Annotated in this window: 14 protein-coding genes; 4 read left to right on the top strand and 10 right to left on the bottom strand. The window is 71.7% G+C overall.

Annotated features, from left to right (window positions below):
* Nucleotides 1-60: 60 nt before the first annotated feature.
* From ACWDXC_RS06830 to ACWDXC_RS06820, 3 genes are all read right to left on the bottom strand, one after another.
* Nucleotides 61-852 (bottom strand): CPBP family glutamic-type intramembrane protease, encoded by a 792-nt coding sequence (locus ACWDXC_RS06830; RefSeq protein WP_449978842.1) that lies wholly within the window; start codon nt 850-852, stop codon nt 61-63.
* 177 nt (nt 853-1,029) lie between these two features.
* A complete protein-coding gene (locus ACWDXC_RS06825) occupies nt 1,030-1,692 on the bottom strand; it encodes a response regulator transcription factor (RefSeq protein WP_364173940.1) in 663 nt (220 codons plus the stop codon).
* On the bottom strand, nt 1,689-2,777 hold the full coding sequence (locus tag ACWDXC_RS06820) for a sensor histidine kinase (protein ID WP_449978839.1): 1,089 nt from the start codon (nt 2,775-2,777) through the stop codon (nt 1,689-1,691). Before ACWDXC_RS06820 ends, ACWDXC_RS06825 begins: the two co-directional genes overlap by 4 nt.
* 193 nt (nt 2,778-2,970) lie before the next feature.
* Here ACWDXC_RS06820 and ACWDXC_RS06815 point away from each other — a divergent pair, with 193 nt between their 5' ends.
* Genes ACWDXC_RS06815 through ACWDXC_RS06805 form a run of 3 tightly spaced genes read left to right on the top strand, consistent with a single transcriptional unit; the run spans nt 2,971 to nt 5,556 of the window.
* A complete protein-coding gene (locus ACWDXC_RS06815; protein ID WP_449978836.1) occupies nt 2,971-3,792 on the top strand; it encodes an alpha/beta fold hydrolase in 822 nt (273 codons plus the stop codon).
* Between the two features lie 60 nt (nt 3,793-3,852).
* Nucleotides 3,853-4,479, top strand: coding sequence for a hypothetical protein (locus tag ACWDXC_RS06810; protein WP_449978834.1), 627 nt, complete (start codon nt 3,853-3,855; stop codon nt 4,477-4,479).
* Between the two features lie 9 nt (nt 4,480-4,488).
* Complete coding sequence (locus ACWDXC_RS06805; RefSeq protein ID WP_449978832.1) at nt 4,489-5,556, top strand: hypothetical protein; 1,068 nt, start codon at nt 4,489-4,491, stop codon at nt 5,554-5,556.
* 85 nt (nt 5,557-5,641) lie between these two features.
* On the opposite strand, the gene ACWDXC_RS06800 is transcribed toward ACWDXC_RS06805, so the two are convergent.
* The 6 genes from ACWDXC_RS06800 to ACWDXC_RS06775 all read right to left on the bottom strand — a co-directional run bounded on the left by ACWDXC_RS06800 (nt 5,642) and on the right by ACWDXC_RS06775 (nt 18,776).
* Complete coding sequence (locus tag ACWDXC_RS06800; RefSeq protein WP_449978830.1) at nt 5,642-6,724, bottom strand: CU044_5270 family protein; 1,083 nt, start codon at nt 6,722-6,724, stop codon at nt 5,642-5,644.
* Nucleotides 6,724-7,311, bottom strand: coding sequence for an RNA polymerase sigma factor (locus ACWDXC_RS06795; RefSeq protein ID WP_449978828.1), 588 nt, complete (start codon nt 7,309-7,311; stop codon nt 6,724-6,726). Before ACWDXC_RS06795 ends, ACWDXC_RS06800 begins: the two co-directional genes overlap by 1 nt.
* Before the next feature lie 257 nt (nt 7,312-7,568).
* The gene (locus ACWDXC_RS06790) at nt 7,569-8,129 is read right to left on the bottom strand and encodes a cysteine hydrolase family protein (protein ID WP_449978825.1); all 561 of its coding nucleotides are present in this window, start codon (nt 8,127-8,129) and stop codon (nt 7,569-7,571) included.
* A gap of 401 nt (nt 8,130-8,530) precedes the next feature.
* The gene (locus ACWDXC_RS06785) at nt 8,531-11,953 is read right to left on the bottom strand and encodes a LamG-like jellyroll fold domain-containing protein (RefSeq protein ID WP_449978822.1); all 3,423 of its coding nucleotides are present in this window, start codon (nt 11,951-11,953) and stop codon (nt 8,531-8,533) included.
* A gap of 81 nt (nt 11,954-12,034) precedes the next feature.
* Nucleotides 12,035-18,010, bottom strand: coding sequence for an RHS repeat domain-containing protein (locus ACWDXC_RS06780; RefSeq protein ID WP_449978819.1), 5,976 nt, complete (start codon nt 18,008-18,010; stop codon nt 12,035-12,037).
* 499 nt (nt 18,011-18,509) lie between these two features.
* On the bottom strand, nt 18,510-18,776 hold the full coding sequence (locus ACWDXC_RS06775) for an SDR family oxidoreductase (RefSeq protein ID WP_449978816.1): 267 nt from the start codon (nt 18,774-18,776) through the stop codon (nt 18,510-18,512).
* A gap of 496 nt (nt 18,777-19,272) precedes the next feature.
* On the opposite strand from ACWDXC_RS06775, the gene ACWDXC_RS06770 reads away from it, so the two are divergent.
* Nucleotides 19,273-19,764 (top strand): hypothetical protein, encoded by a 492-nt coding sequence (locus ACWDXC_RS06770; protein WP_449978814.1) that lies wholly within the window; start codon nt 19,273-19,275, stop codon nt 19,762-19,764.
* Nucleotides 19,765-19,955: 191 nt separating this feature from the next.
* On the opposite strand, the gene ACWDXC_RS06765 is transcribed toward ACWDXC_RS06770, so the two are convergent.
* Complete coding sequence (locus ACWDXC_RS06765) at nt 19,956-21,266, bottom strand: FAD-binding oxidoreductase (protein WP_449978812.1); 1,311 nt, start codon at nt 21,264-21,266, stop codon at nt 19,956-19,958.
* Between the last annotated feature and the right edge of the window lie 7 nt (nt 21,267-21,273).

The raw sequence follows: 21,273 nt of genomic DNA, 5'->3' as shown, positions 1-21,273 counted from the left end.
CTGCGCAGAGTCGCGGCCGGCGGAGGAACGGCAGGCATCTCGGGCTCCGGCAGGCGCAGGTCATGCGGCGCTCGGGCGCATCAGCCATGCGGCGGCGGCGAGAGTGAGCGCCCAGCCGATCACCTCGATGAGCAGGTGATCCGTCGCGCTGGGAACGGACTGCAGCACGTACACCCGGACGCTGTTGATCGCGCCGTGCGTCAGGACCGCGGGCCAGACGCTCCCCGATCGCCGGCGGAGCGCGAGCAACAGCGGCGCCCACGGCAGCATGCCCGCGAAGTAGATGACGACGTCCCAGGTCGGCCGATCGCCGATGACGGCGAGGACCGGCAGGTGCCAGACGATCCAGACCAGACCGCTGACAAGGGCCAGCGGCCAGAATCCCCATGAGGCGGCGCGGGTCGCCAGCCAGCCGCGCCAGCCGAACTCCTCGCCGATGGCGAAGACCGACTGCATGAGGAAGACCGGGACGACCCACATGGTCGCCGCGAGGATCTGGTCAAGCGGGTTGAGCTGCCAGATCCCCGATGCCAGGGCGATGGCGGTCTGCATCGCGGCGATCGCGGCGATGAGGAGGATTCCGATGCCGGCCCACTTGGGTGTGCCGCGCCGGCTGGTGGCGAACGTCTCCCGGAACGTTCCGGGCCGCCGGGCGAGCCACATGATGATCGCTGCGAGCAGCGGGGTCAGTTGCAGGATCGGAGTGATCAGGTTGTTGGCGTCCGCCGGGACGAGCCGGAAGACCATCGGAACGGACAGGGCGAAGCACAGCAGGACGGCGATCGCGAAGAACCAGGTGACATCGGAAATCGCCGATCCGGCAGAACGGGAGCGCGTGGGGGACGCGGTCATGATGATCTCGTTTCGTGCGGGCGAGCGTGCGGCGCTCTTGTGCGCACGCCGGCATGGCCGGTGCCGTTCGCAGGGGTCACCAGGGATGGGAAGGACACGGCGTCGAACCTAGGCCGGGGTGTCACCTGCGGACATCACCCCGCGGGGTGAGACGGCACCACCCGGCGGGATGGGGTCTCAGCCGGGCAGATCGTTGCGGCCCACGAGCCCGTTCTCGTACGCGTGGATCACCGCGTGCACGCGGTCGCGCAGGCCCAGCTTCTGCAGGACGGCCCGGACGTGGGACTTCACCGTGTTCTCGCTCAGCGTCAGCTCCGCGCAGATCTCGCCGTTGGATCTGCCGCGGGCGAGCAGGCCGAAGATCTCGACCTCGCGTGGGGTGAGGCCGTCCAGTGCCGCCGTCCGCCGTACCGGCACGTGCCGTACGAGATCGAGGATCGTCGCGGCCACTCCCGGAGCCAGCGCCGACGTGCCGGAGGCGACGTCGCACACGGCCTGGGCCAGGGCGGCGGGGCGGACGTCCTTGGTCAGGTAGCCGCTCGCGCCGGCCCGGACGGCGGCCACGACCAGCTCGTCGTCATCGAACGTCGTCAGCATGAGCACCCGGGTCGCCGGCGCGATCCTGACGATCTCCTTCGTAGCGGCGACCCCGTCCATGCGCGGCATGCGGATGTCCATCAGGACCACGTCGAGGCGGTGCCGCCGGACGACCTCGACGGCGTCGCCGCCGTTCGCGACGTCGTGGGTGACCTCGATGCGCTCGTCGGCCGACAGCACCGTGCGGAGGGAGGCCCGCAGCAACTCCTGATCGTCGACGAGCATGACACGGATCGCGTTCATGCCGCCTGCTTCGTGGGGAGCCGCGCCCGCAGGACCCATCCGTCGTCCCCGTCGTCGATCGACAGGGTGCCGCCCGCGGTACGCACGCGTTCCTCGATCCCCATCAGGCCGGCCCCCTGGCCGCCGGCGCCGCGAAGCGCCTTGCCGCCGTCGTCGCGCACCTCCACCTCCACTTCGGCCGGGGTCCAGTGCAGGCGAACGGTCACCTCCACCGGTGGTACGAGGTGGCGCAGCGCGTTGGTGATGCCCTCTTGCACGGTACGGACCACCGCGACCTCGGCGCTCAGGCTCAACGGCCGCCGCGCGCCCACCTCGTCGAACGTCACCGCGTGGAGCGGGCTGGCCGCCGAGGCCACCAGGTCGGGGAGGGCGTCGAGCGAGATCGGCCGGGCATCGGCGCGCGGGCCCAGGGTGGCCAGCATCGCTCGCAGCCCCTGGTGGGCGTCCCTGCCGGTCTCGGCGATGTCGCCGAGTTCGCGGCGGGTCGCCGGATCCGCCGTCGTCACCGCCGCGGCCTCGATCCGCGCGACCATGACGGTGACCGTGTGGGCGATCACGTCGTGCAGGTCGCGGCGGATGCCGGCCCGTTCGTCGGCGACGGCCGCGGCCAGCCGTTCGCTCTCGGCTCTGCGGCCGGCCTCGTGCCTGCGGCGTACCAGCAGGGCCGCGAGCCACACGCCGCCGACCACGAGCACCAGCAGCCCGCCCTCGCCCAGACGGGCCGGGAGGTCAGCGGGCAGCCGGGCCCACGCCACCAGCTCGGTGAGGACGATCCCGAGCACGGCGACGGCCAGCGCGGCCACCGAGGACCTGAACGGGACCCGGGCGGTCAGCAGCCACAACATGAGCGGGAAGCACACGGCCGAGGGCAGCATGACGGGTGACCAGCTCAGGGAAGGCGTCGTGGCCAGGACGAGCATGCCGAGCGCGGCGAGCGCGTACCCGGTCCACGGCCGCCTGGCGGCTGTCAGCGCACCCGCGTGAAGGAGTACGGCGGCGACTGCCAGGACCAGGAGCTGCCAGAGGTCCGCGCCGAGCAACCGGACGGCCACCAAGGTGAGCACGGACAGGAGAGCGATGACCACGTGTGCCACCACGGCCAAGGTCGTCGCCTCCCAATGGTTCGTGGTCCTGGTTCGACGTGCCACAGGATAGCGAGCGTGCGATCGGGCACGGCCCTGCTCGGCCGGTGGTGATGGTGACGGCTGCCCGGCCTTGTCGGCTCCGCGGGAACATTTGTCCAATCCTGGCGGCCGGCCGCCCGTGCACAGTCTCCCCATGAGTGAATACGACATTGAGCACCCGCATGGCATGCACGTGGTCCATGACGGCCCGCGGCAGGCGCCGCCGTTGCTGCTCATCCACGGGTCGGGGGCCTCAGGCGGTTTCTGGGGTCCGGTGGTCCCGGCGCTGGCCGGCCACCATCACGTCATCCGGGTGGACCTGCCGGGTTGCGGCCAGTCCCCGCCCGCGCCGTCGTATGACGTGCCCGCGCAGGCGGGTCAGGTGGCGGCGCTGCTCGACCGCCTCGGGCTCCGTCACGTCGCCGTGGCCGGGCACTCCAGCGGCGGCTACGTCGCCACCGCGCTCGCCGAGCAGCGTCCCGACCTCGTCGGTTCGCTATCGCTGATCAGCAGCGGCCCGAGCCCGGATGCGCTCCTCCGGCAGCCGTTCGTTCTCCGGGTGCTGCTGGCCCCGCCGTTCGGCCCGCTCATCTGGCCGAGGCGTTCGGACGCGATGATCCGCAAGGGGATCGGCGCGACGGCCGTCCGCCCGGTGGACCTCCCGGACGACGTGGTCGCCGACGTCGCGGGCATCACCTACCGCGTGATGCGGACGGTGCTGCGCCAGAACACCGCCTACATCGCCGAACGGAGCGTGCCCGAGCGGCTGGCCGCCCTCGACGTCCCCGTACAGGTGATCTTCGGCGCCGCCGACCCCCGCTGGGAGCCGTCGTCGGCGCACCGGTACGACGCGGTGCCGGGCGCCCGGGTCGAGCTGCTGCCAGGCGTCGGGCACCTGCCCATGCTGGAAGCGCCCGAGACGGTCGGCGAACTGCTGCTGAGCTTCACGGCGACGAGGCCGCCGGCCGGGAGGTGAGACCTCCGCACTTGAGTTCGGCTCTGTGGGCCGGCCACCAGATCTGGTAGAAAGCCGCCCATGACCACCGTCCCGCGGCCCAGCTTCATCGCCCTGCTGAGCGCCTTGGCCGTCGGCGCGGTATTCGGTGCCGCCACCTCGCTGGCCAACGCCGCGGCCACGCTGACCCTGGATCTGGAAAGCGCCGAGGCCACCGCCCGAGGGTGGTCGATCATGGAGATCGTCAGCCTCCTGCTGGACGCCGGCTGGGCGTGGGCGGGACTGGGGGTGCTGGCGGGATGGCGGGCCGCTCGTGGGGGCGCCCCAACGGGCCGCCGCCTGGCGCGAGGCGCCGTCGCCGGCGTGGTGGCCCTGCTCGCCGCCACCGCTGCCTACTACATCACCGACACGATCGTCCACGACGTCCCATCCGGCTCCTACGCCCACGACACGGTCTACTGGTGGGTGGCGAGCGCCTTGTTCGGCCCGGTGCTCGGCGCCGTCGGAGCCTGCGCCGGGCAGCCGGGAGTGATCGGCATGCTCGCCCGGCTGACCGTGCCGGTCGGCGCGGCCGTCCAGATGGCCGTGCTGCCACCGGGCAGGAACGATGTGCTCACGAACATCGGGCAGTGGGTCGTGTGGACGGCGGCCGCTGTGGCTGCCGGCCTCGTCATCGCCCACGTCCTGCGCGTACGACGACGGGCCTAGGCTGTCCCGGTGCTCAACTTGGTGGAGTGGACCAGGCTGGAGCCGTGGCGAGTCGCTCGTGCCCGCACCGACCGCGGCGAGTCCGTGATCGTCAAGTGGGCTGGTCCTCATGTCGACGGCAGGCACACCGACGCCTGGCGGCTGCGCACAGAGGTGGCCGCGCTGCGGTTTCTGGCAGACGATCTCAGCGTTGACCTGGCGCCACGCGTCCTGGCGGAGGATCTTCGCACCGAACGTGTCATCCTTCAGGATCTGGCGCCGCGCGTCGCGCTGGACGGACTCCTGCGGCGAGACGGCGTCGTCGCACATGCCCCGCGCCTGGAGGCATTCGCCCGGGCCCGTGGCGAGCTGGGCGCGGTCACCGCCGGACACGCCGAGCTGTACTACCGCAGGCGACACCTCCTGGGGCCGGTCGATCCCGAGGCCGACCGGCTCGGGCACATCACCCGGCTGCGCAGGGAGAGTTCCTCCCATGCCGAGGCGCTGGGCGTGCCTCTCACCGGGGCCGTGGAGCGCGAACTGGCTCGCGCGCTGGACGTGCTGGCCGATCCCGGGCCGTTCCTGGCACTCAGCAACGGCGATCCGGAGACCAACAACGTCCTGGTCCGTACGGACGGTCCGGCCGACGCGCGCTTGATCGACTTCGAGTTCGCCGGGTTCACCCATGCCCTGCACGACGCCGTATGCCTGTATGTCCCGGGTCCGGCCTGGATGTGGGTCGGCGGCTCCGCGACGCTGCCGCAGGCGGGCGACGTCTACCGGCGTGCTCTGGCGGCCGGGGTGCCGCAGGCCGAGGACGATCGGCTCTATGGGACGGCCTTGGCGGCGGCGTGCGTGGCGTTCGCGCTTGCCCGCCTGTCGCGCCGTCACCGGCTGGACGAGCGCCCGGCCGGTGACGACAGCCGGGCCCAGCTCGTCACCTCCCTGGAGGCCGCCGCTTCCGCTGCCCGGGAGCATCGTGCTCTGCCGTACCTGGCGGGCCTGTGCCTGCACCTGGCGGAGGCCCTGCGCCGCCGCTGGCCCGACGCGGACGTGGACACCGCCGCTCTGGCGCCCTACACGCCACGCCGCCGCTGACGGGGACGATGCGGAAGGCAGGCGCCGGCACGGCGGGGTCGCCGGGCAGGTCGAACCCGGCGGTCCGGAGCCGCTGGAGGGGTGGTCAGCAGAACATCGGCTTGGCCGCGTCCTTGGGAACCTCCGGTACGGAGTCGACGACCTTCACCGACATCACCGCCATACTGCCGCCCGGGATCTCCTCGACCTGCCCGCCCTCCTGCCGTCCGATCCAGCTCCGGGATCCGAGGAAGCGGTACGTGCCCGGCTCGAAGATGAGCTCCCCACGCTCCCAGCCGCTGGGATGCTCGAACTTGAGCGAGACGCCCACCCCGCGTCGCCCAGCGGTGTCGGTCAGCTCCGGGACGATGGTCACGGCCGGCATCTTCGACAGCGCGCCGAAGACCGTGGCCCTGGTCCGGGAGGAGATGAGCGGGTTCTGCGCCAGCTTGAGCAACCGGTTCGCGGTGACCTTGCCGACCCGCGCGTTGATCTCGTCCTGGCCCAGCTCCGTCTCACCTCGCCTGGCCTGGTCGGACCGTACGAACGCCGCCGCGTCCTGCCGGATCTTCGCCAGAAGCCGATCGGGATCGGCGGGAAGATCGGCGACCTGCGGAGGCACGCCCAGGGAGCCCCTGCGGCACTGCCCGGCGCGCTCGTACTCCACGGTCCCGGGCGCTTGCACCTGCGCCGGGCCTGGTCCGCTGATGACCTGTATCTGCCCGTACGTCGAGCGCGTCAGCGCGGGCTTGGCCGGGTCCTCGGCGGGCATCCACATCTCTCGGCGCACGTGCCGGGTGTAGTCGCCCTCGGAACCGCTGGCGAAGGCGACCGCCTCCTGGTGGACGTAGAAGTACTGCCCCGGCCCGGGCCGTACGTCCTCCTTCGCCGCGACCGTGGCCGCGTTCCTGAGCAACTCGGCGGCGCTGGCCGGAGCGGCCCCGAACGGAGCGGAGTCCTCACCGCCACGCACCATGACGAGTCCCGCGGTCACCGCCGCCGCGAGGCCGGCGGCCAGGCCGGCCCTCATCACCAGCCTGCGGCCCGGGAAAAGGCGAGCGGGCCGCGCGGTGCCGGCCCGCTCGGCCTCCATCTCTTCGGCCACCAGCACCCATGCGCGCGCGGTCACCTCGGGCGCGGGTTCGGGCAGGCTGTCGTGGTGAGCCTTGATCGCTTCGAGTTCGTTCATCACAGTGCCTCCCCGGCGGGACCGATGCTCTTGCGGAGCTTCTTGCGGGCGCGGTTGAGACGTGAGCCCACCGTTCCCTGAGGTATGCCGAGAGCCTCGGCCACCTCCTCGTAGCTGAGCTGGGCGCAGGCGACCAGCACCAGGACCTCCCGGTCCCCGGCCGAGAGCCGGGCGAGACCCGCGGCCAGCCGCGGTTGCATGGTCGCCGCAGAGACCCGCTGCACCACGCGCTCGTCGTGGCTGGCGATCTGCGCGGCATCGGCGCTCCTGGCCAGCGCCCGGTATCTGCGCGCTTCACCACGGTGGTGGTCGGCGATCAGGTTGGAGGCGATGCCGTACAGCCAGGGCCGCGCGCTGGAGCAGGTGAGGTCGAAGCGGTCCCGGCTGCGAAAGGCGCGCAGGAAGGTCTCCGCGGTCAGGTCGTCCGCGGCGGACTCGCCCAAGCGCAGGTGAACGTAGCGGTGGATGGCCGCGAAATAGCGATCGAAGACCGCGCCGAAGCGATCCGGGTCACGCCACGACGCCTCTATCAACTGCGCGTCGGTGACCTCGCTGGGAGGCGCCGAATCTTGGGGTGGAGCTGGCATGCATGCTTGCCTTTCAGGCGGTTACCTCGGAACACCCCTGGTTCGGCGAACCCCCGATTCCTCTTCACGGTCCATCGCGTGACCCGAGGACGGCTGCATGCCTGGCCCTGCCATACAGGCTCGCCGGACATGGTGGCCGAGCGCTCCCGGCCAGTTCAGCGCCGCCACCGGCGCCGGCCGCGCGTCTTAGGCCACGAACCTGCGGTCAGGCTGTCGCGGACGGTCGGGGCCGGTGTCATGGCGCCGCGGCGGGATGATCACAGGCGAGCGGTCCACTCGCGGGCGGTGAGGACGTCAGCGCCCCTGGCCGGGAAGACGCGGTTGACCAGGAAGTCGTGCACGTCCGGCTCCCCGTCGGCGCAGGCGTCGCTGAGCACGGTCACGTGGTAGTCGCGGTCGGAGGCGTCGTAGAGCGTGGCGGCGATCATCGCCCCGGTCGCTACGCCGGTCAGCACGATCGAGTCGACGCGCTGGGCGCGCAGGAGGCGATCGAGGTCGGTCGCCGCGAACGCGCTGGCCCTGCGCTTGAGGACGACGGCCTCGCCCGGCAACGGCTCGATGCGCGAATGCACGAGCGTCTCGGGAGACTCCTCATGGAACAGCGTCCCCGCCCCATGCAGGCCCCGGATCAACCGGTTCCCCGCTGCCACGTCAAGCCCCGAGCCCCGGAGCCCGAAACGAATGAAGATCACCGGGATTCCGGCGGCTCTGGCCTCGGGAAGAACCTCTTCCACGACGGGGATCACCTTGGCAGCGAAGGGGTAATTGTCCACGATGCCCGCCTGCAGATCGCCGACGATGAGCGCGGTGGTGGTCATAAGGATTCCTTGTCTGTACGGCGCGCCACCGGCCCTTCCCCACGGTCGAGCCGTTGGCGCTGCGGTCGTCCATCTGGAGGGGCCGGTTCAGCCGGCGGGGCCGTCTTTCACGCCGACCTGACGTCCGATGTCGTCGACCTCGGCGGCAGTCAGAACCACGTGCGGCGCAAGGCCACGTAGCAGCGGGTCCCCTCCCTGCCGCGTTCGCGTCCGTCGGCCGGCGCCTGCCTCATCCCGACATGTTAGCTTCTTCGATCTTCAGGAACATCGGACGTGGAGGGCCGCCCGTGACCGGCCTGTACCGCCCTGGAATTCATCGCACAAGGCTTGAGCTGGACGACGCGGCCCCGTCGCGCTCGGTGGTCGCTGCGCGCGGGGCTGGTGCGGCCGGTGGACGAGGGTCAGAAGGGAGAGCCGGTGGGGATTTCCGTGTATCCCGCGAGGAGCTGGATCTGCTCCTGGGTCAGGATGCCGGAGAAGGCCCACACGTCGTCGATCGCACCGGGCCAGTGCTCCCCCCACACCCCCGCGGTCTTCGATCGGCCCAGTTGGAGGGGGCCTGTGGCGTCGAAGCCGATCGTGTGCCAGCGGACCGAGACCTGCTCCTCGGTCTCCTCCAGCCAGCCGTTGACATACAGGCGCAGCACGTCGGCGAAGGAGTCGTAGACGAGAGCCACATGATCCCAGGCCAACTGGCTCTGATAGGACGGGTGATCCGCTCGCTGCGCCACCGCTCCCGCGCTGTCGGAACCCGGCATCTCCACCTGCCAGCCTCCTGTCCCGCCTGCGGCCGAGGGGTCGTAGCGAACGGTGAACCCGCTGTTGACGACGCCCTCCTGGGAGAAGATCGCGGACTTGGCGGTGGGCCTGCTCGAGGCCGTCACCCAGCCTGCGACGGTGAAACTGCGGGCGGTGGACACCACGGGCCCGGCGGTGGCCGCGTGGTCGCCGGCGCCGTCCAGGACGAGAGCGCCCGCCGGGGAACCCAGCCAGCCGGCCGTCTGATCCACCCGGGCGTCCCCCGCCAGGGTGAGGTGGTGGCGCTGGTCCGAATCGTCCTGTCCGTCGACGTTGAGCGTCCAGCGCCCGGAAAGCACGGGGTGGCGGGCGAACAGGTCGGCGGCCTCCTCCTCGCTGACCAGGCGGTCGAAGACCTGCACGTCGTCGATCTCACCGGGGAAGTGGTCCACTTCGGCGCCGTTGTGCTTGGCCCGCCCGATGGCCATCGGGCCGGTGGCGCTCCAGGTCACCGTGAACGCCTTCTCCTGCTGGAGGACCCCGTTGACGTACAGGCGGGCGGTCTTGGCGACGGAGTCGTACACGCCCAGCAGGTGGGTCCACTCGCCGGCCTCCGGCGGCGCGGTGGACAGCACCCGCACCCCGCCCTGCACGGCGTCGGCGTTGCTCAGGCTGAACGACCAGCGGTTGTCGTCGTGGACGTACTGGAGGTAGAAGCCACTGACCACGTTGCCGTCCTGGTTGACGACGGTGGCGAAGCCGTTGGTGTGCGCGAGCCTGACCCAGGCCCCCACCGAGTAGGTCTTCGCGGTGTCGATGACCGGTCCCGACGTCTGCGCGTGGCCGGTCGTGCCGTCGCCGCGCATCGCGGTGCCGACCTGGCCGTCCACGCCCATCGTCGTACCGCCGGAGAGGCCGGTGCTGATCGCAGGGGTGCCTTCGCGGACGGTGGCCGACAGCGAGGTCGCGCCCGCGGGTTCGTCCAGCGGCCAGTGCGCGCGAGGTGCGGCGCCCGCGCTGACGCGGAACATGTAGGTGGTGGGCGCGCTGGCGTTACCCGCCGCGTCGAGGGCCTTGACGTAGAGGAAGTTCACTCCGGCCCTGGTCGGCGCCACCTGTACGGTCACGGGACCGCCGGGAGTGGCCGGGCGGTACTCGCCCGCCGACGTGGGCGTGGTGTTGACCCCGACCCAGTAGCGGTTCACGTCGCTCTGCGTGGTGCTGACGGTGAAGGAGCCGTAGCGGCCCACGCCGTCGTGCCACGGGTCATCGGGGTTCTCGGGGTCGGACGGCGGATAGTCTGCCGAGGTCAGGGAGGGTGCGGGCGGGGCGGTCGCGTCGTAGGTGAAGTAACAGCCCGTCGCGTCGCCCGCCGAACTCCAGGGGCTCCACTGGTGGCCGTCCCAGGTGCGGACGATCCAGCTCATCCGCCTGTTCTGCGGGATGGTCGCGGGCGCGGTCACCTGGAACGTCGACCCGCTCGTCTTGGCGGCTGAGAGCGGTGAGTTCCAGAAGCCGGTGTCGTTGTTCCAGATGATGCGGAACTCGGCCTGGATCTTGGCCGCCGATCCGGAGTCGGGGTCGGTCAGGATGGCGTACAGGGTCGGCGGCCGGTTGACCGTGGGCGATCCCGGGAAGACGCACGGCCCGCCGGGGCTCATGGTCAGGTTCTTCATCAGCGGCTGCGGCGGCGGGGTGTTGTACTCGATGCGCAGGTTGGCGTCCGCGGTGAACCGCTTCCACCAGTCCATCGTCGCCTCGGAGTAGGCGCGCAGCCCGAAGGTGATCGCGGCGTCCCTGGCGCTCACCGCGGCCCGCACGACGTTGCGCAGGGAGGTTCCGCCGAATTCGACGGGCGTCTTGGAGCAGTGCGCCACGTCACGTGAGGCCAGCCGGCTGACCCAGTTGTCGTCGGTGCTGTTCCAGGTCGAGGAGGAGCCGAAGCCGCTGGCGTGCCACAGCTGGACCGAGGTGGGGTTGGAACAGTTGTAGGCGTGGGTCTCGTACGCGATGAACTCCGCGGAGAGCACGAGCTTGCCGGCGATCGAGCCGATCGGCATGCGGTAGAACAGCCGCTTCTTCTGGTCTCTCACGCAGGCGCCGTCGAACTGCACGTCGCACAGGCCCACGCCCTGGGTGCCCGTCCAGTTGTAGTACGTCGTGGTGGGATAGCCGCTGGAGACCATCAGCCTGGCCGCCTCCCCCACCGTCTTCCACACCGGGTCGATGTAGACGGGGAAGCGGGTGGCGGGGTCGGCGAGCAGCCTGCGGTCGGGCATGAGGGCGAGTTCGTCCCCGCCCAGGTCGATGCCCACGCGGGCGACGCGCGACCCCTCGGCTGGTCCGATCGCCGGTGCCTGACCCGCCGACAGTGACGCCGCGCCCGGCGGCGGGCCGGAGTCCCACATCAGCGGGGCCGGGGCCTCGAACACCGCGCCACCGGTCACCGCGTCGACGGCGCGCGGCGCGCCCGCCGCGTCGCCCGCCAGCCGCAGGCCGCGCGTCTCGGTCCGCAGCCGCAGGCGGGAGAGCGCCGGGTTGCGCGCCGCCTGCGGCGTCTTGACCACGAGCAGATGCGCGAAACCGTCCACGTCGGCGCGCACGCTCAGGTCCACGCCCGGCAGCACCTCAGGGTAGGTCGCGGTGTCCCCCGTCACCACGGGTTCGGGCAGCGGTCCCGGCCAGGACAGCCCGAACGTACGGCCCGCCCTGCCCATGGACGCGAACGGTCCGGCGCCGCCGTCGGACAGGCGCAGGTCCACCGTCGCCGCGACCGGGCCGAGACCACCGCCGGGCAGCCGGGTCAGCGCCGGGTTCACCGGGGTCCAGGCGCCGTTCTTGCGGGTACGGACCGGGCGCTGGTGCTGGATGAGCTCGAAGGTGCCCGACGGCAGGGCGCGGACCTCGCGCGACTCGCCGCGCAGGGCCGTCACCTCCACCGGCTGCCCGGACGCCTTCGCCTCCCGCGTCGCCTGCGCCTCCGTGACGGCCGCGGGCGGCTCCCCGGCGCCGTGCGCCGCGACCTGCGGCGTCAGGCCGGGCGCGAGGGAGAGCGTGACGACGGCGGCGCACGCGGCAGTCGTCATCCGCCGGACTCTCCCACCCCGTAACGTTCGCATGCGTCGGTCTCCGATCTCCAGGGTCGCGGACAGGTCGCGGGCCGTTCGTCAGGGCGGGCAGATGGACGGATCAGAGGTACGGCCCGGCCAGCCGGGTCTTCCCGGCGGCGGGGAGTAGATGGGGAATCCCACGCACTGGTCGTTCTTCGCCGCGTCGCGGAGCAGTTCCTGGAACTCGTCGACGATCATCGCCGTCAGCACGCCGCAGGCGATCCCGACCTCAATTCGCTTCGATCCCAGAGTGCAGGCCGCGGCCATGGTCGAGCCGAGTACGGCCCAGACGAAGTCGCCCACGCCGTCGTTGTTGAGCCACTGATCCAGCATCTTCACGATGTGCCGTGGCAGCACGATGGTGCAGCCCGTGATGGTGCACTTCCAGCCGCCCCACTCTCCCTTGCCCTTCCACTCCCAGCTTCCGGGGCCCGGGCTGTCGCACCCCGGCAGGGACGGGATGGGCATGAAGACCTGGCAGCCGGGCTTGGGGATGCCGGGCACCGACGGCAGACCGGGCACGCCAGGCAGGTCGGGGATGCCGATGTCGGGACGGAAGTCACCGATCTTGTCGCCGATGGCGCACCAGCCGGAGCACACGCGGACCGGGCCGATGGGCGGAGGCCGGTATCCCCCGCCGCCGCCACCGCCCTGGTGGCCGCCACCACCGCCACCACCGCCACCGCCGCCACCACCACCGCCGCCGCCGCGGCCGGGACCGGGGCGGCCGGGACGGCCCGGCCGGGGGTGGTGGTCGCGGTCGGAGTCGCCGGGCGGGCGCACGTAGTCGCCGTCGCAGTCGTCGGACAGCAGCCGCGCCTTGCCTCCCCCGCCGCCGCAGGAGGGCGCCAGGCCGTTCGGGTCGCTGCTGGTGACGGGGGTGTTGTTGGCGTAGCTGTACCCGTGCGACTGCTGCGGGTCGCCCAGCAGGAGCGGGTCCACGGAGACGAAGCGGCCGGTCTCCGGGTCGTAGTCGCGGGCACCGAGGTGGGTCAGGCCGGTGCTCGCGTCCGAGGTTCCGCCGACGAAAGTCCTCTCGTTCGGCCAGGAGGCGGGGGTCTGGCCGCGCTCGTCCCCGAAGGGGGTGAAGCGCCGCTGGGTGAGCGTCTGGTCGGCGGCGTCGACGGTGATCAACGCGGTTCCCTGGTGGTCGGGCACCAGGAAGTTCACGCCGGAGGCCGAGCGCGTCGCCAGCGTGCGGCCGTTGTGGGAGTAGGAGCGGACCGCCGACGGCCGGGCGGCGGCGGACGCCGTCGAGGCGCGCACCTCCATGCCGGGCAGGTAGAGCGTGCTGCCGCCGGGGTCGCGGCGGATGAGCCGCTCACCTCCCGCGGAGTAGACGAAGGACGTGTCGGCGTCGTCCACCGAGACCTTGCTGAGGAACCCGGTGGCGTCCCAGGTGAAGGTCTTGTTCTCGGCGCCGGTCGTGTGCCTGGTGAGATTGCCTGCCGCGTCGTAGCCGAAGCTCTCGCCGCCGGTGCCCGCGCCACCGGTCTGGTCGATCGAGTCCAGCCGGTGGCCCTGGCCCGCGGGGGCGTTGCCGTAGGAACGGATGGTGTCGGCCTGGCCGCCGAGCCCGTGCCTGACCTCCCGGGTGCGGCTCCCGGTCACGTCGTAGGCGTAGCTGTGCCAGTACGGCGCGGGCCCGCCGACGACGGCGCCGGACGGCGCGGCGGCGCAGTCGGTGGTGGCCTGGCTCCAGGACTGGAGGAGCCGCTGGAGATGGTCATGGGTGAAGCACTGGGTGTCGGCGCCCGAGCGGGACACGTCCGCGATGGAGGTGATGGTTCCGGCCTGGTCGTAGGTGTAGGCGGCGTTCCTGTCCGCGCCCGCCACGTCCTGCCGGTCGGCGCGCGCGGTGGCCAGGCGGCCGGTGCCGTGCTCGTAGGTGAAGGTCTGCCACACCTTCTTGCCGCCCGTGCTCAGCTCGTACTGCAGGGGGGCGCCGGTCGCCGAGTACGTGGTGGCGCTGACGTAGGCGCCGAGGCTGCCGGTGAGCCGGGTGGGCCGGGACAGCTCGTCGTAGGTGGTCGTCACGTTCTCGGCGGGCAGGCCGCCGGCCGCCGGGTAGCCGCGGCTGCGGACCGAGCCGTCCGGGTTGTAGGCCGTGGTGAAGGTGTAGCTTCCGGCCAGTGCGCCTTCCTCCTGCGGGACGACGAGCGTGTACTTCACCGGGCGCCCCGCGTGGTCGTAGGCGTCGATGCGCTCGGTGTAGGCGCGTCCGCCGGAGTAGCGGGTCTGCTCGGTGAGGTCGCCCTTGCTCCGGGTGTCGTACGTCCAGGCCGCGATCAGCGTGCCGGTGGTGGAGCCCTCGCGGATCTCGGTGTTGCGGCCGAGCGCGTCGTACTTCCGGACGAGCGTCCGGCCTCGGGCGTCTGTGGTCGTCACCGGCCGGTCCAGGTCGTCGTAGGTCGTGACGCGAGTCCCGGTGTCCGGGGCGGCGCTCCTGGTCGTACGGCCACGCAGGTCATAGGCGTAGGACCAGGTGTTGCCCGCGGGGTCGCGCATCGTGGCCGGCTCGCCGCCGGGCCTGTAGGTGTAGGTCGTCTCCTGGTAGGAGCCGGACGGCGACGGGCCCTGATACTGGCGCAGGGCCGTGGTGCGGCCCCGGGCGTCGGTGATGGTGACGGTCGGGGTGGCGCCGTCGGGCGGGTCCACGGCCACCCGGTCGCCGCCATAGGCGGTGACGGTGCGCCACTTCTCCTGGACGTCGTTGCCGCCGACGACGAAGCGGCGCAGGGTCTCCCGGTTCAGCCCGTCGTAGGCGTACGTGTACTGCGCTTCGACGTCGCCGGGCGTCTGGACGCCGAACAGTTCGGGCCGCGGCTCTCCCTCCGCGTAGTAGGGGTCGTACGTGCGCGATACGTTGCCCCGGCTGTCGTAGAAGGTGTCGGTGATGAGCCGTCCGCCGTCCGGTCCCTCGGTCTGCCGCTGGCGCGGGCGCTGGAGTCCGTCGAACAGCTCCTGGGTCACCTGGCGGCCTCCGCCAGGGGCCAGGGCCTTGGTGGTGACGGCGGCGATGCCGCCTTCGGCGACGACGTAGTCGTGCTCGACGTCTGGGGTCTCGGTGGTGGCGCGGCCGGGGAGCCACACCTTGGTGAGGCGGCCCAGCGCGTCGTGGGCGAAGCTGGTGGCACGGCCGGCCGGGTCGGTCCGCGTGGCCGGCACGCCGTGCGCGGGGTCGAGGGTCTCGGTCGTGACGTGGGCGGACGCGGCGTCGCCGGGGGTGACGGGCGGTCCGGTGGTGGTGATCCCGGTGGTCAGTCCGGCCGTCTCGGTGTACGCGGTCCGGGTCGTCCGGCCGAGCGCGTCCGTGACGGCCGTGACTCGTCCGTGGCCGTCGTACGCCGAGCGCGCGGACGGCACGTAGACAGGTGTGCCGTCGTCGTAGTCTGCGATCTTCTCCACCCGGGTGGCGTCCCCCTTCTCCGGCGCGGCCCCGAAGGCGCCTCCGTCGTAGAAGGTGCGCACGTCGGAGACGATGCCGTCCGGCCGGGCGGGCGTGGCGGCGCAGCGGGCGGCGACGGTCTCGACCCGGGCGGGCCGGTCGCGAATCCAGGCGGCGGCGTTGATCGCGTACGTCGTGCGCGTGCACAGGTCGTCGTCCTGGCGGGCGGTGTCGCCGTGGTCGTCCATCTGGGTCGGCAGACCCGTGACGGTGTCGTACGCGGTGTCGGTGCGGGTTTCCCGCCAGGAGCCCCCGTCCACGGCGGTCCAGGTACGGGTGGTGGCGGTGCCGGTGAGAACCGCGTTGGAGGTGCCCCAGGAGCGGACGCGGGAAGCGGTCTGATGCTGCCAGGGCGTGTTGACGGTCTTGGTGTGTACGGATCCGCCCGGGCCGGTGTAGACGGTGCGCTTCACCTCGAACCCGGCCAGGGCGTTGTGATCGGTGTGCGTGCCGCCCTCGCCGTCGGAGACGGTGACGTCTTTGGTGCCGCCGGAGGCGTTGAGCCGGTCGCCGTCCATGCCCCGCAGATACAGGTTCTCCTCAAGGGTGAGGGGTTCGCCGTCGCCACCGGTGCCGATCTGTACCCGCCCGTAGCCGCGCCACTGCGACCAGGTCTTCTCCTTGGCCTTGGCCAGGCCGTCGTCGTCGGCGAAGTGCCAGGCCGCGCCGCCCAGATAGCGGTAGCTGGTGACCATGTCCGGCGACCGGGCGGTGCGGTCCGACCGGATCACCTTCGTCACGACGTACTTGTGGAACCAGTCGCGGATCGGACTGTCGCGCCCGGCGGGCTGCCAGATGGCGGGGAAGCACCGCCTGGTGTTGGTCTCGGGGGCGGGCAGGTCGGACAGGGTGCAGTCCTCGCCGGAGTACTGGACCTCGATCTGGCCGCCGTACGCGTCGAAGATCGCGCCGAGCCGGTACTTGACGAACGGGGGGATGTCGTCGCCGACGCGGTCGATCCGGTTCTTCATCTGGACGTGGTTGAAGGTGACCTCGGGGAGCGTCACCGGCGTGCCGGTGGCCTTGCCCGTGTGCTCGATCCCTTCCAGCAGCAACGGCCGGTCCACGTCGGCGTCTCCCCACCTGTAGCGCAGCCGCCAGGTGTCCACGTCGCGGTAGCCGCCGTCCGGCCGCCTGACCTGCGTGGTGATGTCGGCGAGCCGCTTACGGGACCAGAAGGTCGGCGAGATCAGCCCCTTCGCGGTGCACCCCGCCGCGCAGTTCTGGTCCCACGGCACATCGGGCCACCTGTCCGGGGAGCCGGCGATCTTGGCGGGGGCGCAGTCGAAGCCGCTGTCCGGGAGGCAGCGTTCCGCGGTGCCGAACACCATCCTGGCCGGGGGCGGGGCGAACAGGTCGTCGGACCGCAGGCCGTACTCGATGCGGCTCAGCTGGCCGCCGCGCTCGTAGGCGACATCGTCGGTCAGGGAGACGTTGCGGCCGTACCGGTTGCTCTCCTTGGCGTAGTAGTACGTGATGGCGTTGCCATGGGTGTCCACGACGTGGTCGAGGTTCCAGCGCCACGCCTGGTGGCACGACGACTTCGCGAACCCCGCCGGGTCATGGCATGGCTCGCCGGCCTGGTTGCCGAAGACCGGGGCCGTCCAGACCGATCCGGTGCGCGGCCGTTCCGTGGTCCAGCCGGGCAGCCGGTCACGGCCGAAGAAGTACTGGGTGCCATCGGGTGTGGTGGCCTTCCAGTACTCGCCGTCGTCGTCGCCGTCCCCGCCGCGGCTCGGCCCGTCGGTGAGACGCTCGAACCGGGTGCCGTCGTCACCCCGCGTCCGCCACGTGCCGTCGGCTGCCTTGATGAGCTCACCGCCCCTCCCGTTCCAGGTGACGGTCGCGTTGTCGTACGCCCAGCACTGGTCGCCCGGGTCGACGCCGTTGCTCGTGGGGGCGCCGTCGTCCACGCACGCCTTGTAGCTGCGTTCGATGAACCCCGGCCACAGCGCGAAGCCTTCGCCCACCCATGAGGACTGGTTGTTGGTGCTGGAGGTCCGGCCGTCCACCGAGCCGGAGGAGTAGCCGATCGCCGCCTGCGGCGTCAGTCCGCCCGGCACCGGCGGCACGCGCAGCGGGTAGGACCAGCTGAAGTCGCCGGAGTTCCCGCCACCGCTCCAGGTCGCCGCCTCGGCCAGCGGTGTGGCCCGATAGTCGCCCAGCGCGCTCGCGGGACCGGCCTGGACGGCGAACACCGCCTGCCCGGCGGCGACGTCGGCGGTCAGTGTCCGGGACTCGGCGTCGTTCTCCGCGGGCACCGGGGTGGTGGCACGGCACGCGCCGGCGCCGGGGCTGGTCAGCGCGCAGTCAGGCAGCCGGACGAGCCGGAGGCGGGACCCGTAGGAGCCGCCGTAGGCTTCGCCGATCCCGGAATAGGACACGCGCACTTCGGCCGGGCCCGCGCTGTCCACGGTGAACAGCAGCCCGCTCACGCCGGCCTTCGCCGCGGCGCCTCTGTCGAGGACGCGCACCCGGGCGTTCCCCGTCGCGCGCAGCTCGGCGGCGTCGCCCGCGGACGGCCACCGGGGCCGCGCCACCCGCTCCCCCGCCCTTGAGTCGGTGGTGCGCGGGCGAACCGCCACCCGCTCTCCCCGCACCGGAGGCCGGTCATCACCGACCTCCGGTGCGCCCTTGACCGTCGGGAGCGAGTACGCCGGAGGGGCGTACAGAAGGCTTGCCACCGTGACGGCGGCCGTTATCACGCATAACGACGCTTTACCTGCCCGCACAGAAGCCTCCCTGCGCCGGTGAACCGATGATGGGGCAGAGCACATTGCAGAACGGGTTTCACCGGCTGGGGCGGGCCGACAGGGCAAATTCTAAAAAGATCGGGAGGTTTCGACACCGGGGGCTGATATTACGGGTATATATCTTTTCAGATGTGTTTACTGGTGCCGCACACTTGTTGTCGCCCTCCGGCGTTCCGAGGGCCCCAGGCAGGACCGTGCGATGGGCGACGTATGTCCCCGGCTCCGGTGCCTAGCATCTCGTGCCGGCTGCGCCTCCGACGAGGCTCCCACTGCCCGGCCTGCGGCCCGGCGTTCCGGGGACAGGCGCTCGGCTGGTGGTTCCGCACGCCTGTCAGACCGTCTTGGATTGGCCGCCGTCGATGACGTAGTCGGCGCCGTTGATGTTGCGGGCCTGTCCGGAGGCCAGGAACAGCACGAGTGCGGCGACTTCGTCGGGTTCGGTGAGTCGCCCGGTGTTGAAGCCCGCCTTGGCCGGGAAGCCGGTCAGGAAGTCCGCGACGGTGCTGCCGTTGGCCGCTGCCAGTGTTGCGCCGATGCCGTGCTCGCTCTCCCAGGCCGGAGTGCGGGTCGGTCCGGGAGAGACCGTGTTGATCCGCACCCCGCGCGGCAGGATCGGATGGCGGCGCTCCCCCGGCTCCCGGGCGAATCGAACGTGACGGCGCTCAGGTGAGTGCGGCTTGGGTCGCGACGCGGGCCGGCCCGCATCGGCACCGCCGCCACCCCTGAGCCGGCGCCGACGCTGTGGTCCGGCCAGCGCGCTCCGATACGGACAGCTCATTACGGAAGAAGATCAGATGCCCTCTAAAGCCTGAAGAACCGCTTTCGCTACTGTGTTCCAAGATCAGAAGGGGGTGGCTGGGAGCGCGACCCCGTTGCAGCCAAGGGGAGGATCGATGGGGAACGGTGGACGCATGCACCTGGTCCGGTGGGCGCGAGGCGGTTCTGCCCTGTCCTGCAGTGCTCTTCTCGCTGCGTGCGGAGGGTGGGCGCCACCGGACCGGCCTGCCCCGGACCTGGCGGTCACGCCAGAGACGTCTGCCGCGGTGAGCCCGTCGCCCTCTCCATCGGGTGCCTCGTTCGAGGGACGCGGTCCGGTGCTGTCTGTGAAGAAGGGGCCCTATCCGCACTCGGTTCAGATCGTGGACGCCCAGCTCAGTCCCGACGCTCCGCAATCCCCGGCGCCGCTGGGCCTGACATACATCCAGCTCGTGTTGAAGGTCACCAGCGCTCCGGGACGCCCCCTCAAGGCCCCGCATCCCCAGGCGTACTGGGTGGTTCACTACGACGGCTGCAAGTCCGCCCGGGAAGCCAACAGCCAGGTCGGCTGTGGTGGCATGGACAACGGGACCAACTACTTCACCGAAGAGGAAATGCATTCCCCGGAGTACGGCACCGGCGTTTCGAAGCAGTTTGGCGACCTGGTGGCGGACACTCCGTACTGGACTCGCGCCTGGCAACTGGTACCGGAGAAGGCCGACATGTCGCGGGCTCAACTGTGCGAGGGGGTACGTACCGGAACCCCGGACAACTGCATCCCTCTCGGGACGGTTCGCCATGACGGCGGGCAGCGCCCGGCGGCAGGCTGACAGGCCTCGGCCGAGAGCTGTCCCCTCCCGGTGCCGCGGCTCCCTGCTGCCCTGCCTTGCCCTGGGAACTGCGGGGACCCGCACTACCACTCCGCCTCCAGCACAGGCAGGCTCACCACCACGTCCCGCCGTGTGGCTGGTGTCGCTGGGACATGATCAGGCGCCCAACCGCACCCCGGCCGGCCGCGAGCTCAGGCGAGGACTGGGAAGTTGCTCCGGAAGACCCCGTGCGGGTCGCGGGCGTGCTTGAGGTCGCGGAGGCGGGCCAGAGTCGCGCCCGTGAAGGCGCTCGCGGCGCGTTCCCCCTGGCCGAGGAAGGTGTACGGCTTGCGCCCGCTGGTGTGCGCCAGCAGCGAGGTGCTGAGTTCGCGTTGCCGTTCGGCGACGGCGGCGCCCGCCTCCAGGGTGGGGGACAGGCCGAAGAGGTAGAGGGCGTACGGCTCGGACAGGTGGCCAGCGGCCGTGTCCGAGGGGCGGGCCAGCGCGCCGCCCAGGTGCCGGAGCTGCACGCTGAGCAGCGGGTCGATGGGCCGCTCCAGCAACACGTCGGCGACTTCCGGTCCCAGCCCGGTCAGCAGTTCCGCCCGGGAGCGGCCGGCGCCGGGATCGGTGGGTTCCGCGGTGATGGCGGGCAGGTCGGCGACGGCCATCATGGCGCGGGAGTCCGACAGCCCGCCGTCGATCTTGTCGAGCGGGCGGAGCAGCCGTTCGGCGTCCCCCTGCGAGCCGAGGAAGGTCACGTCCACGGCGACCATGGGCGGGGCGCCGGGGAAGCGCAGGAGGTCGTACCAGGCGGTGAGCTCCTCGGGCGCGTCGGCGGTGATCTCCCGGTAGGCCGCGAGGACGTCGCGGGCCTTGTCGCCCGGCCACAGCATCCGCCCGCCGTACAGGGCGGGAGCGGGGTGCAGGTCGAACTCGACGGCGGTGACGATCGCGAAGTCACCGCCGCCGCCACGGAGGGCCCAGAACACGTCGGGGTCGCTGTCGGCGTCGACCCGGGCACGAGCGCCGTCGGCGTCGACGACGGCGAAGGCGCGCACGCTGGAGGCGGCGAAGCCGTGCTTGCGGCTGAACCAGCTCAGACCGCCGCCCAGCGTGTAGCCGGTGACGCTGACCACCGGGGAACTGCCCGCCAGTCCGGTGAGCGCGTGCGGGCTCGCCGCCTGCTGCACCCGGCCCCAGCTCACGCCGGCGCCCGCTCGGGCCCGCCGTTCCTGCGGGCGGATCTCCAGGTCGTCCAGCCTGCCGGTGCGGAGCAGGATCACGTCGTCCACGTCACCGCTGGCGCCGTGGCCGTTCGGCTGGGTGGTGACGGTGAGACCGGCCAGGCGCGCGTGCCGTACCAAAGCCGCCACGTCGTCGGCGTCGGCGGCCTCCACGACCGCGCGGACGGGCTGCTCCACCGCCAGGTTCCACGGGCGGCGAGCCTGCTCGAAGCCGTCGTCCCCGGCCGCGAGCACGGCGCCCCTGACCACACTGCGCAGTTCGTCCCCGATGTTCATGTCGCAT

The sequence above is a fragment of the Nonomuraea sp. NPDC003214 genome (genome assembly GCF_053590035.1).
This window is presented reverse-complemented; position numbering and strand designations above follow the sequence as displayed.